We start from the raw sequence: 13,698 nt of genomic DNA, 5'->3' as shown, positions 1-13,698 counted from the left end.
ATACCTTACGAAACGTCTATTTATATATGAGTTGGAAAAGAAATAAAATGAAAACTCTGTGCAATTTAGTTTGTGGTTTGACTAGTAGAAGCCAAATACTTTATATCAGTAGATCTAAAAGATGAATTTTTAAAGGAGTGATTTTTTGTGATGTACCCCAAAAGAATAGATATGAAACAAACAAGATGTAATGTGAGAGAAGTTTTAAAAAATTTTCGTAAACTTGATCGGCTGGTAGGACGTGTCACAGTCGACATTCAATCTCCTCATAGAATCAATAGCTTAAAAGCAACTCTTTCTGATCAATCTTCAGAAAGGGCATCTATGCAAATGATAGCGATTGAAGCAGAAAGGAATGCAATCTTAAATGCTTTGATGGTTTTGAGTCTAACGAATCGAATGATCCTTTATTATTCTTATTTTGTTCCTGAAAGTTTTTCGAATTATAAGATTAGTCTTGAAATCGGTTATTCCGAAAGAACGATTCAGAGAAAAAAAGCAGAAGCATTGATTGAATTCGCTGAAGCATATAAGACTGGAAAACTGATTGCGTATAAATAATTTGGCGTTTTTTTGGCAGATGATTGGCGGTTCCCATCTCTTCTTTGATGCTAGTATGAATGTAAGCTTAGGAAATGGCAGAAAATAATAAGTATTTGTTTTTCTATGTAATAACAGGTGATAGATAGGTGTATCTACATTTTCAAGATGAACATGGCACATATAGTGGAATAAAGAAAATAGAGCAATCAACTTAAGTCACTATATGAAACGAAAGAAGAATCAAATGATGAAAGATACAAATACTCTCACAGAAACAAAAACGTCAAAGATAACGGAGGTAGAGAATGACGGAAGTATCAATTGGTGAATGGATGGCTGTCATAACACTTGGTGGAACGTTGATTGTAGGCGTAGCAAAATTCTATGCAATGTTTACAAAGCTCGATCATACATTGGGGAAATTAGAGAATACTATTGTTCGAGTAGAAAAAAGCCAAATCGAGTATGGCAATCGTCTCTCAATTATTGAAGAACAAATCAAATCTATTTTCAAACAAATTGGAAAGGAGGTGAAGTAGGTTGACCGAAATCTTAACGATTTCAAGTATTATCACACCACTGGTCGTCGGTGTGACAGAACTGGTGAAAGGACAAATAGGACGCAGTAAACTTTTGCCTATCAGCAACGTGGTTACTGGAATTTTGCTTAGTGGGCTGTATTCCTTCTCATTCGTTCCACAGGATCTCATTCTTTATTTATGGGCAGGAGCGATTGCTGGTTTGGCCGCAGGTGGATTATTTGATTTAGGAGATCATGTAATGAAGTTACAGGAGTCTAATAAAAGCAATTGATCGTCCAAGTTTCTTTAACCAGTAAAGGAGGTGAGGAAGATAAGACTGGAGGATCTACGAGGAGATGGACGTATTTTAGGACCGACCAATGCCAAAAGAAAGGCATCAGAAATAACTAAAATTGCGCGTCATCATTCGGCAACAACCACAGGAGATGTATGGGCGTTTCAAAACTATTGGAAGAACACATTGGGGTGGGGAACTGGTGGCTATCATGAGATTATCCTAAGAGATGGCACGGTACAATGGTGTTACTTTGATGAAGATATCACAAATGGTGTGGGGGGACATAACATACCAACCTACCATATTTGTCTTGTTGGAAATGGCTCGTTCACTAAAGAACAGGAAAAAGCATTTGACACGCGAGCAAAAGCGGCGATGCAACGTTTTGACCTATCAGTGAAGGATGTTTTGGGGCACAATGAGTTCATTGGACACTCTTCGACTATCTGTCCGGGTATTAACATGAGGATGATTCGTGATCGCTTAGGTGATGCTGAGGACTTGACACATGATGAAATCATTTTAGCTAGTCCACCCAAGGTAGTCGGAAACTATCGAGGAAAATTAGAAATATTTAATGAGCTATCTTTAGGTATATTTCGGATAGCAGGATGGTTAATACCCCAAAATGGAGCAGCCTTTTTGGATCTAGGCTATGTTTTTTGGATAGATGCCGATAATCCCTCTGTAGAAATTGGTCGTTGTCGGTCAGCAGGCATTATACGAGACGATGTGAATGTTGCTTACGGCTTACCAACTGGTTTACGGTTTGGTTTGGACGGCACACTTGACATTCAAAAACATGCAGGAAAAAAAGTATTTCCGATGTTAAGACGGACGAATGAACCAAACGGAAATATGATCAGTGGACAAACAGTTGATGTTTCTTTTCCAGAATATACTTTGACCATTCCTAAACGATAATAAAGTTTGTTTCATTGTTCATATTATAATCAAACAAAAACAATACAACAATAAATAAAATATCAAAATTTAATGAGAAAATGATTTTGTAAAATAATAAAATCAGAGAAAGGAAGATTATTATGACAATCAAAATTGAGGATTTACGAGGAGATTCACGGATTTTAGGACCAACTAATGCGAAACGAGACGTTTCAGTGGTCAAAAACATTGCACGTCACCATTCAGCAACTGAAACAGGAGATGTTTTTATCTTTCAACAATATTGGAATGGAGAACTAGGCTGGGGAACTGGCGGTTATCATGAGATTATCTTACGTGACGGAACTGTACAATGGTGCTACTTTGATGAAGATGTAACTAATGGTGTTGGTGGGCACAATACACCAACCTATCATATCTGTTTAGTAGGAAATGGTTCATTTACGGAAGCTCAAGAAGAAGCTTTCAATCAGCGTGCGAAAGCCGCAATGGAACGATTTGGTTTATCCGTTGAAAACGTCTTAGGTCATAATGAGTTTAGTGGACATGCGTCAAATATTTGTCCAGGGACAAATATGGATGCTGTCAGAGATATCCTTAATGGTGGGGATGGCAACGTTCCAGAACCGGACTATATCATGCATGATTGGAATAAAGAAATGGTCGTAGCAGCAGATGTTTTAAATGTACGCCAAGAGCCAAACACACGATCAGCAATCTTACGTCAATTAACTAGAAGTCAAGTTTTCCATTCTGCACGAGTGACGATCAACGGGGAGTTAGTGAATGGTATCAGACACTGGTATGAAGTGGATGGTAACGGCTGGGTTTCAGGATCATTAGTAGCAGAAGCATCTTCTGATAATGAATGGATTGAAAGAAAAGGCGAGGTGACTGTCGCTATTTCAGGAGGGATCAACTTACGAGGACCTTCAAGTGACAATGTAACCAATCCAACTAGTCTGCCAATACTACGTCGCGTGGATCTGGGGGAAACGTTCGAATATGACAAAATACTCGTACAAAAGAATGGCCATGCCTTTGTAAGACAGTCAATTAGTGAAGGTTATACTTGGTTGGCTATTGGTTCAACTGCTAATGGAATCGTTACTTCATACTGGGTTACTGGCATTGAAATCTAATTGCTATAATTAATAATTACGCACAGTTTTGAGAAAAGCCGAAAACTAACAGAAACAAGTAAAAAAACGAGAATTTGAAAATAAATTTTCGTTTTTTTACTTGTTTTCGAAAGATTTGCCTTTGAAACTACATCGATAACCACTATTTCTCTTATTCAAGTATAGTGAGAGTTAAGGGAAGCTCGAACATACTCTAATGGACCTCGAGTCCGTGTAAAGAAAAGTCGAATCGGAATGAATGAGTGAAAGATGTTCAATCAAATAATAAAGGAGAAGTCGCATGACCTTTATTTTTGCTTTTGACGTATCTAAAGGTAAAAGTTACAAAGTACTTTACCATAATCAACAATGTCTAACAGAAGGGAAAGTCTGTCATAATCAAGAAGAGTTCCGCCAGTTACTTGAAGAAATCACCGTACTGCCAGAAACGCCTGAAATTATTTTTGAAGCAACCGGTGTCTCCTCTCGTCCATTAGAAAAATTCTGTCAAAATAACCGGTTAGCCTATTGTCTATTAAACTTTTTGGAGAGAGATATTAGCCCTCTCATACCACCTGAAACTGAATAAGCGGTGAGAACAGAATCAACCTCTTCATTATTTATATAAAAGAGCTGTACTGCTGTGAAAGTATGTCTATCTAGGAAATAGCGACTAAAATAGTAAACGAAATAGAGGATTTTGAAAACATTCATTTGCTTGCGTAGCAATTGTTTATTATGAGTATGAATGGTAAAAGCAAAAAAATTACGTATTAGGTATATGCTAGATTATGAATATAGTCAGGGACTAATAAGAGAAGATATTTGAAGTAATCAATTACAATGAAAAATAGAAACAATAAATTCACTGAAAAAATCTAAAATCATTTATTTGAAAGTTAGATTATAAAGCTTTTCTTGCGCTTAACTCATTCAATATTCTTTGTACAGTAATTTATAAAGAAATTATCATTAAATGCTTAAAACTTGTGTATAATAAATTTAATGAATTTTAGGAGGAGATAGAAATGAGAGAATGGAAAACGATCAAGGAATACGACGAAATCTTATTTGAACAATATGGGAAGATTGCTAAGATAACAATCAATCGTCCGGAGGTCCATAATGCTTTTACACCAAAAACAGTCTTTGAGATGATCGAAGCTTTTACAATCAGTCGTGATCGTCAAGATATCGGTGTTATCATTTTGACAGGGGCTGGTGACAAAGCATTTTGTTCAGGTGGCGATCAGAAAGTTCGAGGAAATGGTGGGTATGTTGGTGAAGACCAAATTCCGCGTCTTAATGTACTAGATTTGCAACGATTGATCCGAGTCATTCCTAAGCCAGTGATTGCGATGGTAAAAGGTTGGTCGATCGGTGGTGGAAATGTCTTACAACTTGTGTGTGATATCACAATCGCAGCCGAAAATGCGAAATTCGGTCAAACAGGGCCTAACGTTGGGAGCTTCGATGGTGGCTATGGTTCGGGTTACTTGGCTCGTGTCGTAGGGCATAAAAAAGCGAAAGAAGTTTGGTTCATGACGAAGCAGTATAGTGCTGAAGAAGCGTTGGCAATGAATTGGATCAATACGGTCGTACCGCTCGAACAAGTAGAGGATGTGACGATCGAGTGGGCAGAAGAGATGTTGAAGAAAAGCCCACTAGCTCTACGAATGATCAAAGCGGCAATGAACGCAGATACAGATGGCTTAGCAGGTATCCAACAATTGGCAGGGGATGCGACGCTTTTATATTACACCATGGATGAAGCACAAGAAGGACGCGACGCATTTAAAGAAAAAAGAGAACCTGATTTTGACCAATTTCCTAAGTTCCCTTAAACCTCAACCTAATAGCTGGTTGCAAAAACAAGCAATGCTTCATCCAGATGCACCAGCCTGTCAGTGGAACGATCATCATTTGTCTTTTCGCGAGCTGACTTCACACGTTCAAAGTTTTGCAGAGTATTATCATCGAATATTACCCAAAGCGAGTGAACGAGTTGCCTTGTATTGTGAAAATGATTTAGATGCCTATTTATCGATCTTGGCATTATGGGAGTTAGGAAAAGAAATCCAGTTTGTCAATACACGCTTGACGACGAATGAGATCAATGAACAGATGGCAGATGCTGGGACATCCACTCTTATTTCTGCCAATAAATTAGCAGTCAACGAGCGCATCACTTGGTTTTCATTTCCCGATCCTTCGGAATTACACGTCCTACAGCCGAAGAATTGGTTTGATGAAGGGTACGGAGAAAAGGCAATTGCGTCAATCATGTATACGTCTGGAACGACAGGTAAACCGAAAGGCGTACCGCAAACATTTGCCAATCACTATGCGAGTAGCCAAGCGACTGCGCTAAGTTTAGAAGTAGATCGTTCAGATAGCTGGATCTGCTGTGTGCCACTCTATCACATTAGTGGCTTGTCTATTTTATTACGCTCACTTGCTTTAGGCATCCAAGTGATTCTGTTGCAGGGATTCTCTCCTCAACAAGTCCATCAACTTTTAGCAAATGGAAGTGGCAACTATATTTCTTTGGTCAGCAAAATGTTGAAAGACCTTGAACCATTGATCCCAGAAAGTGGTTATGCTCCCTCATTCAAAAAAGTATTATTAGGGGGAGGGCCGGGAGAAGGACGAGTCATGCAAGCATGTATGGAAAAACAGGTGCCTGTGATGCTTTCTTATGGCATGACAGAAACCTGTTCACAGATCGTCGCCCTTTCTCCGGAGTCATTCGAAGCAAAAACCGGTTCTTCTGGTAAAGCTTTGTCTGAGGTATCGATCCGTATTCAAAAAGATAAGAAGTCAGATCAAATGGGAGAGATTTTAGTCAAAGGACCATCGATCATCGACCACTATTTGAATTGCGTCAATCCGGATTCTTGGACAGAGGATGGTTGGTTTCACACTGGCGATTGGGGGTACCTTGATGAAGAGGATTATCTTTATATTGTCAGTCGCATGAGTGAACGCATCATTTCGGGGGGAGAGAATATTTTCCCAGTTGAAATCGAGCGAGTACTTTTAACTTGCAATAAAATTGCGGAGGTCGCTGTCGTAGGGGCTTGGGATAAAACATGGGGGCAAACACCTGTTGCTTATGTGCGATTAGATGAACCACTTACTGATAGAGAAATCACTGATCTACTAGCGCCATTAGCACGTTACAAGCATCCAACTAAAATCTACTGTGTCTCGGAAATTCCTAAAACGGCGACTGGAAAACCAATCAAACGTCTTTTAATGACAGAAGAAAGAGTGAATTACATTGAATATCAAATTAGATAGCTCAATCGATGATCAGCTTTTAAAAAATCATCTTTATTTTACTTATAGCTACGAGCTTGGTGAACAAACGGTAAAAAAACTCTTGCCTCTTGTCCCATCTAAAGGAGATCGCTTTTATTGGTGTCCTCCTGATGAGGATTGTGAGCTATTAGGAATAGGAGAAAATTTATTTGATGGACAACAGGATGATATGCCTAGTGCTATCAAAGGATTTTCTCTTGAGTTTTCTAAAAGTTTTTTAAACGTATCAAGCCAGAAGGGGGGACCTTTGCTTTTTGGAGGCTTTCCCTTTGATCCAAACAACTTAAAAGAAAAGATTTGGAGTGAGGTTGAATCTGGCTATTTCATTCTACCAAGTATTCTTTTCAAGCGAATAGGTTCAAAGACTCAAGTTGTTTTGACAATCAGAAAAGAAGCTGCAACAACCAGGAGTCTTTTAAAAGATTTTTCGTATTTAGATAGTCTTGTGAGTGAATTGTTAGAAGGCAAAGAACAAGAACAATCAGTAAATGTTCTTGTGTCGTCCGAAGAGCTGGCAGTTCCAACTTTTCTACACAATGTAGATGATGCGCGCAAGGAAATCATACACAAAGCTACTTCGCTTAAAAAGGTCGTCTTAGCAAGACAATTGGCAATACACGGATCTTTCCAGTCGATCACTCAAATTCTTCATCGTTTAGCTGAACAACAACCACAGACTTATTTATTTCTTTTAGCATCGAATCAACTTGCTTTCATTGGTGCAACTCCAGAACGATTGATTCAAGGAACGAAAAGTCATTTTATGACTGCTGGGATAGCAGGTTCGGCACCTAGAGGATCTACTATGCAGGAAGACGATGAAATCGGCAAAGAACTTTTAAAAGACTCTAAAAATACACAAGAACACGGAATTGTTGCGCAACGATTAGAGGATCAATTAGCAAATATTGTCGCAGGGGATGTCGCTGTTTCTTCCCGTCGGTTATTGAAAAACCGTGACATTCAACATTTAGCGATGACTTTCTCTGGAGAACGTAAACAGGGAGTCTCATTGATCGATGCGGTTGAACTGATCCATCCTTCACCGGCTTTAGGTGGTGAACCTCAAAGATTAGCGTTGCAATGGATCAAAGATCATGAACCTTTCGGTAGAGGGTTATACGGGGCACCAATCGGGTGGGTGGACCCGATCGAGGATGTCGGTGAGTTTGCTGTAGGCATCCGCTCAGGCATCTTGACTGAAACCGAAGGAATATTATATGCAGGTTGTGGCATTGTTGCGGATTCTGATCCTGAGGCAGAACGCCAAGAAACATTGCTGAAATTCCAACCAATGCTTAGAGGAGTGAAAGGATGACGAGACAACAAGAGATGACCGCTTATTTATTGGCATTCATCAAAGGAATGAAAGAAGGCGGGCTTAAAAATGTCGTGATCAGTCCTGGTTCACGATCGACCCCACTTGCCTTGTTACTTCATAGAGACCCAGAGATCAATACAACAGTCAATGTTGATGAGCGATCGGCGGCATTCTTTGCATTAGGTATGGCAAAAGCATTGAAACAACCAGTCGGGGTTCTTTGTACGTCTGGTACTGCCGCAGCGAACTTCTTTCCAGCGGTTTGTGAAGCAAAAGCAACAAACATTCCTTTACTATTGCTAACAGCAGATCGTCCACCAGAAGCACGTGGCGTTGGTTCGCCACAAACGATGGACCAACAAAAGTTATTTGGTTCGCATATCAAAAAGTTTATTGAATTAGCACTTCCTGAAGCCAGTTCGGAAATGATACGGTATAGCTACTGGCATGGTGCCAATGGTGCCTATGAAGCAACACGCGTGCCTGCTGGCCCTATTCAGATCAATTTGCCTTTTAGAGAGCCATTATTGCCTGATTTAACTTTTTCTCTTGATGGATCTTTTCATCCAAAAAAACTGGTTACTCAAATTGTGTCGAAGCAAGTACCGGAGCTTGTTCCTTGGCTATCAAAAAAAGGGTTGATGATCGTCGGTAAAGAATTGACACCTGATGAGGCAAAAGCGTTACTTACTTTAGCAACAGCTTTACAATGGCCAATCATTGGCGATCCATTGGCAAATCTAGGTGCTTGTCAACAAATGAGCGATGTCTATCTTCCGCACGCAGATTTGATTTTTTCTGGACCGGTTCCTGAAACTCCTGAAGTCATTTGGCAATTTGGTAATCTTCCTGTAGCTAAAAATGTGATGCTTTATTTAAAAAAACATCACGAAACTATTTCTGACTATGTCTTGATCGATGAGGAAGAATGGCGTGATCCATTACATTTAGGAACAAGTTTTATCCAAATCGGTGTACTTGATTTCTGTAAACTAGTATCGGAAACTTTGGATGCAATACCTACGCCACCCCCTGACGAATGGTTGGTGCAATGGAAAAGAGCTTATCAAAAAGCGAGAGAAGTTATCACTAAAGAATTGTCTATCGATGAATGGAGCGAAAGCAATGCTAGTTGCCAGTTATTGCAAGCGATAAAATCAGAGGAAGCTTTATTTTTGGCAAATAGTAACGCGATCCGCTTTGTTGATCGTTTTGCTTCGCCTACTACAGAGTCATTTCCGATCTATGGGAATCGAGGGATCAACGGGATCGACGGGTTGATTTCTACAGCGGCAGGAATCGCTTTGGTAAGGAACAAGCGGATGTTTGTCTTGATCGGCGATCTTGCGCTGTTTCATGACATGAACGCGTTGGAGCTAATTCGACGTTATCACTTACCTGTTACTTTAGTCGTATTGAACAACAATGGTGGTGGAATTTTTTCTTTTCTTCCTCAAAATCAACTTTCAGAGACTGATTTTGAACCATTGTTTGGTACACCACTTGATTTAGAATTAGAGAAAGTAGCAGATTTATATAATGGTCATTATATACAACCACCTTCAAGTAAAGAGTTTGAGCAAGCGATTGAAAAAAGCCGGAATCAAGGGGATTGGACAATGATTGAAATCAGAGGGCAACAACAAGAACCTGTCCAATTATGGGAGCAGATGAAGCGTCGTTATCAGGAGGAAATAGACTGATGCCAGTTAAGACTGTACGTGGGGTGGCTTACCATTACCGTTGGTTACACCAAACTGATCCAAAACAGCCAACGGTTATTTGTTTGCATGGCTTTACCGGTAGTACACAAACGTTTATGTTTGAGAATCCTCAGTTTAATTACTTAGCCATTGATTTGATCGGTCATGGAAAAACAGCGGTTTACCTTCATCCTTACCGTTACCAACTTACGTCATTGGTAGCTGATTTGGCGAGTTTAGTCTCATTATTAAAAATTCCTTCTTTTTATGTATTAGGCTACTCGATGGGGGCTCGAGTAGCACTTGCTTGGGCGCTCGAACGGCCACAAGGGATCAAAGGCCTCATTTTAGAAGGTGGAACTGCAGGAATTGCAGATGAACAGCAACGAAACCATCGTAAAAAAGCTGATCGAAAACTTGCTTTACGTTTATTGAGAGAGCCTTTGAGTGATTTTGTTGATTATTGGGAGAAGTTGCCACTATTCGCTTCACAACAGGCGTTATCCTTGGAACAAAAAAGCAGAGTAAGAAACGAGCGCCTTGCTCAAAATAAGCTAGGTTTAGCATTAAGTCTTTACTATATGGGAACTGGCGCGCAAAAAAATTATTGGCCAGATTTAGCGAGTATCGAATGCCCACTATTGTATCTTGTTGGTCAAAAGGATGAGAAGTTCCAAAAGATCGGTAAACAAATAACAAACATCAAAGAGATTTTTCGTTGCCAGATCCTTACGGAATGCGGGCACTGTTGTCACATCGAGCAACCTAGGCTATTTGAGACAACTGTCACTACTTGGATCAGTGAAATGGAAAGGGAGTGGACGCCATCAAAATAGTCAACATCCAACAGTACTGTTTGCGATTCCCCTTAGTGACACCTTTCAGAACGAGTTATGGTCGATTGGATACAAAGGCTTTTGATTTGTTGATCGTGGAAGATGAGTTAGGGAATCAGGGGATCGGCGAGTTAGTCGCTTTTGAACGTGCAGATTACATCGAAGAAACGATTGATATGAGTCGATCGGTATTACAAAAAGAGCTGATTCCTTGTTTATTCGAACTTGACTTCTCACATCCAGAAGAAATTTGGTCAGCTTTCAAATATACGCAAGGGAATTTTATGGCAAAATCAGCGGTCGAAACAGCGGTTTGGGATCTTTATGCTCGTCGAATAGGGCGCCCATTACAAAAGTTGTTTTCCGCCGAACGATCAGCGATTCCCGTAGGTGTCAGTATTGGTGTCCATGACAACCCGATAGATTTACTTGCGACTGCAAAAACTTATGTTGATCAAGGATACCAACGAATCAAGTTGAAAATCACTCCTGGCAATGACTTAGTGCCACTGCAAGTGTTGCGTGAACAATATCCAGAGATCCAATTGATGGCTGATGCGAATTCTGCTTATACGATCAGCGATCTGCCGTTATTCAAGAAAATGGATGCCTTGAAGCTTGCGATGATCGAACAACCTTTTCACCCTCGTGACTATGTTGACCATGCCATACTTCAAAAGGAAATCAAAACAGCAGTTTGTCTTGATGAGAATATTCGAACACTGGAAGACGTAAAAACAGCTCATGCACTGGGAAGTTGTCGAGCAATCAATTTAAAGATTCCCAGAGTCGGAGGAATCACTGAGGCTTTAAGAATCGTCGATTTTTGTCAGGAAAATGACTTGCTCGTTTGGTTAGGTGGGATGTTTGAATCCGGAGTCGGTCGAGCGATGAATCTGCATTTTGCAAGTCAAGATTGCTTTACTTTTCCAGGAGACTTGTCTGCTTTTGATCGCTATTTCTATGATGATATTGTCGAACCCAAAGCACGAATCACAAATGGACATTTGAGGATTCCTGGTCAATCAGGGATTGGTGTCACATGGCAAGAAGAGCAGTTGTTAAAGTATGCATATGATCAGAAAACCTATGTAAATAAATAGCGTCAAGAAGATGAATCACGCATGCTTTGTAAACAGTGTGCCATTCATCTTTTTTTTTGCTAAAAATCTTGTTACCGATAACAACAATGTAAGCGTTGTCTTTAAGTTAGTTATCTTTTATAGTTGTTTTTGTTAACTGAAAGACAAGGGAGGACTGAAATGAATACTGCAGCAATTTATCATCGACCCGAAAGTGAATTTGCTTATTTATACAGTGATACAACGATGCGGATTCGCTTACGTACAAGTAAAGATGATGTCAAACAAGTTTCTGTGATCAGCGGAGATCCATATACGATTTTCTCAGAAAATTGGTATTTAAAAGAACAACCAATGAAAAAAGGATTAAGTACACTTCTTCATGATTACTGGGAAATCGAGTTGACGAGTGATACTAGACGATTGCAATACGGTTTTCACATCGTGGGAATTGATGGGATGGATTGTTTTTACGGAGACCAAGGAATATTCCCTTATCAAGAAGAAACATTGGCGAATGCAAACTATTATTTCCGTATGCCATATTTTCAACAAATCGATCGCTTCAAAGTACCTGAATGGGCAAAACAAACGATTTGGTATCAAATATTTCCTGAACGCTTTGCGAATGGTGATTCAACAAATGATCCTAAAGGTACGTTGCCTTGGGGAAGTAAAGACCCGGATCGAGAAGATTTCTTTGGCGGAGATCTTCAAGGGGTGATCGATCATCTCGATTACCTAGCTGATTTAGGGATCACAGGGATTTATTTCTGTCCTGTTTTTGAAGCAACCTCGAATCACAAATATGACACGATCGATTACTATGCGGTCGATCCACAATTTGGTGATAAAGAGTTATTGAAAGAGTTAATCACAAAAGCGCATGATAAAGGAATCCGAATCATGCTGGATGCTGTGTTCAATCATATGGGTAGTCATGCCCCACAATGGCAAGATGTGATCGAAAATGGCGAGAAATCCCGCTACAAAGACTGGTTCCACATCCATTCATTTCCAGTGGATGCCTATCAAATGACAGATGTTCCTGAAACAGCCGAAAATCTGGCATATGATACGTTTGCTTTTACACCATTTATGCCTAAGCTCAATACAGCAAATCAAGAAGTACAAGATTATTTATTAGATATTGCCACGTATTGGGTCAAGGAATTTGATATCGATGGGTGGCGGTTAGATGTAGCAAATGAAGTGGATCATCATTTTTGGAAGAAATTCAGAGAAGCGGTCACTACGATCAAACCTGATATTTATATTTTAGGCGAAATCTGGCATTCTTCTCAAGCTTGGTTACAGGGCGATGAATTCCATGCGGTGATGAACTACGCCTTTATGGATTCGATCAAAGACTATTTCGTCCATAAAAAAATCACACCCACTCAAATGGTCAGTGGCATGAATCATCAGCAAATGCTTTATCGTGATCAAGTTAATGAAGGGACATTCAATTTATTGGATTCTCATGATACAGCCAGAATCTTGACTTTGTGTAAAGAGGACAAGGAACTGATGAAATCAGTGCTAGCTTTCATGTTCTTACAAAAAGGGGCGCCTTGTATCTACTACGGAACAGAAATCGGCATGACAGGTCATGATGATCCTGACTGTCGAAAATGTATGGTCTGGGAAAAGGACCAGCAAGATCTTGAATTGAAGGGGTTCGTCAAAGAATTGATCTGTGTGCGTAAACAAGTGCAACAAGTGTTGATTGAAGGGGATCTGACTTGGCGATTGGTCGACGACAAAAACGAACAAATTCACTTGACTCGTCATCTCGATCAGCAAACCATTCATGCTTATTTCAATCAAGGAACAGAATCGTATTTGGTCGATTTAGAAAATGATGTTTTGTTCAGCCAAAATTGTGACATCTTAAAAGACGGCAAAGCTGAAGTCCAAACGAATGGATTTTTGATCCTTTGTTAAGTTGTTATCGGTAACATAGAGAAAGCGTTTGCAAATCGAGCTTTTGTAAACATATAATCAAATTGTAAGAGGAATAGAATAGAATCGGAGGAAAAA

At 39.7% G+C, this 13,698-nt stretch carries 13 protein-coding genes; all 13 read left to right on the top strand.

The annotated features are described in order from the left end of the window. Positions 1-147: 147 nt before the first annotated feature. The 13 genes from IGK01_RS07035 to IGK01_RS06975 all read left to right on the top strand — a co-directional run bounded on the left by IGK01_RS07035 (position 148) and on the right by IGK01_RS06975 (position 13,602). A complete protein-coding gene (locus IGK01_RS07035; RefSeq protein WP_023519701.1) occupies positions 148-561 on the top strand; it encodes an ArpU family phage packaging/lysis transcriptional regulator in 414 nt (137 codons plus the stop codon). Between the two features lie 287 nt (positions 562-848). Next, on the top strand, positions 849-1,082 hold the full coding sequence (locus tag IGK01_RS07030) for a hypothetical protein (protein WP_023519700.1): 234 nt from the start codon (positions 849-851) through the stop codon (positions 1,080-1,082). 1 nt (position 1,083) lies between these two features. After that, a complete protein-coding gene (locus tag IGK01_RS07025) occupies positions 1,084-1,356 on the top strand; it encodes a holin (protein ID WP_010735413.1) in 273 nt (90 codons plus the stop codon). A gap of 30 nt (positions 1,357-1,386) precedes the next feature. Next, on the top strand, positions 1,387-2,286 hold the full coding sequence (locus IGK01_RS07020; RefSeq protein WP_224434735.1) for a peptidoglycan recognition protein family protein: 900 nt from the start codon (positions 1,387-1,389) through the stop codon (positions 2,284-2,286). A gap of 122 nt (positions 2,287-2,408) precedes the next feature. Beyond that, positions 2,409-3,410 carry an N-acetylmuramoyl-L-alanine amidase gene (locus tag IGK01_RS07015; protein ID WP_010735415.1) on the top strand — a complete coding sequence of 334 codons (1,002 nt, stop codon included), beginning with the start codon at positions 2,409-2,411 and terminating at the stop codon, positions 3,408-3,410. A 280-nt stretch (positions 3,411-3,690) separates the two neighbouring features. Beyond that, positions 3,691-3,978: a transposase gene (locus IGK01_RS07010; protein WP_023519698.1), complete on the top strand. Its 288-nt coding sequence runs from the start codon at positions 3,691-3,693 to the stop codon at positions 3,976-3,978. A gap of 439 nt (positions 3,979-4,417) precedes the next feature. Continuing rightward, positions 4,418-5,233 (top strand): 1,4-dihydroxy-2-naphthoyl-CoA synthase, encoded by an 816-nt coding sequence (menB, locus tag IGK01_RS07005; protein WP_010735416.1) that lies wholly within the window; start codon positions 4,418-4,420, stop codon positions 5,231-5,233. Then, positions 5,208-6,692: an o-succinylbenzoate--CoA ligase gene (gene menE / locus IGK01_RS07000; protein WP_349519484.1), complete on the top strand. Its 1,485-nt coding sequence runs from the start codon at positions 5,208-5,210 to the stop codon at positions 6,690-6,692. Before menB ends, menE begins: the two co-directional genes overlap by 26 nt. Continuing rightward, complete coding sequence (locus tag IGK01_RS06995) at positions 6,673-8,031, top strand: isochorismate synthase (protein WP_226076497.1); 1,359 nt, start codon at positions 6,673-6,675, stop codon at positions 8,029-8,031. Before menE ends, IGK01_RS06995 begins: the two co-directional genes overlap by 20 nt. Continuing rightward, positions 8,028-9,737 (top strand): 2-succinyl-5-enolpyruvyl-6-hydroxy-3-cyclohexene-1-carboxylic-acid synthase, encoded by a 1,710-nt coding sequence (gene menD / locus IGK01_RS06990; protein WP_409173358.1) that lies wholly within the window; start codon positions 8,028-8,030, stop codon positions 9,735-9,737. The genes IGK01_RS06995 and menD overlap by 4 nt, the downstream gene beginning before the upstream one ends. After that, positions 9,737-10,573 carry a 2-succinyl-6-hydroxy-2,4-cyclohexadiene-1-carboxylate synthase gene (gene menH / locus IGK01_RS06985; protein ID WP_409173357.1) on the top strand — a complete coding sequence of 279 codons (837 nt, stop codon included), beginning with the start codon at positions 9,737-9,739 and terminating at the stop codon, positions 10,571-10,573. Before menD ends, menH begins: the two co-directional genes overlap by 1 nt. Continuing rightward, positions 10,564-11,676, top strand: coding sequence for an o-succinylbenzoate synthase (gene menC, locus IGK01_RS06980; protein WP_226076621.1), 1,113 nt, complete (start codon positions 10,564-10,566; stop codon positions 11,674-11,676). Before menH ends, menC begins: the two co-directional genes overlap by 10 nt. Positions 11,677-11,835: 159 nt before the next feature. Continuing rightward, positions 11,836-13,602, top strand: coding sequence for a glycoside hydrolase family 13 protein (locus IGK01_RS06975; RefSeq protein ID WP_096081549.1), 1,767 nt, complete (start codon positions 11,836-11,838; stop codon positions 13,600-13,602). Positions 13,603-13,698 lie beyond the last annotated feature (96 nt).

The organism is Enterococcus sp. AZ080, assembly GCF_051714945.1.
In the GTDB taxonomy this organism is placed as follows: Bacteria; Bacillota; Bacilli; order Lactobacillales; family Enterococcaceae; genus Enterococcus_B; species Enterococcus_B pernyi.
Note: the sequence above shows the minus strand (reverse complement) of the source record. Positions and strands in the feature narration are given on the sequence as shown.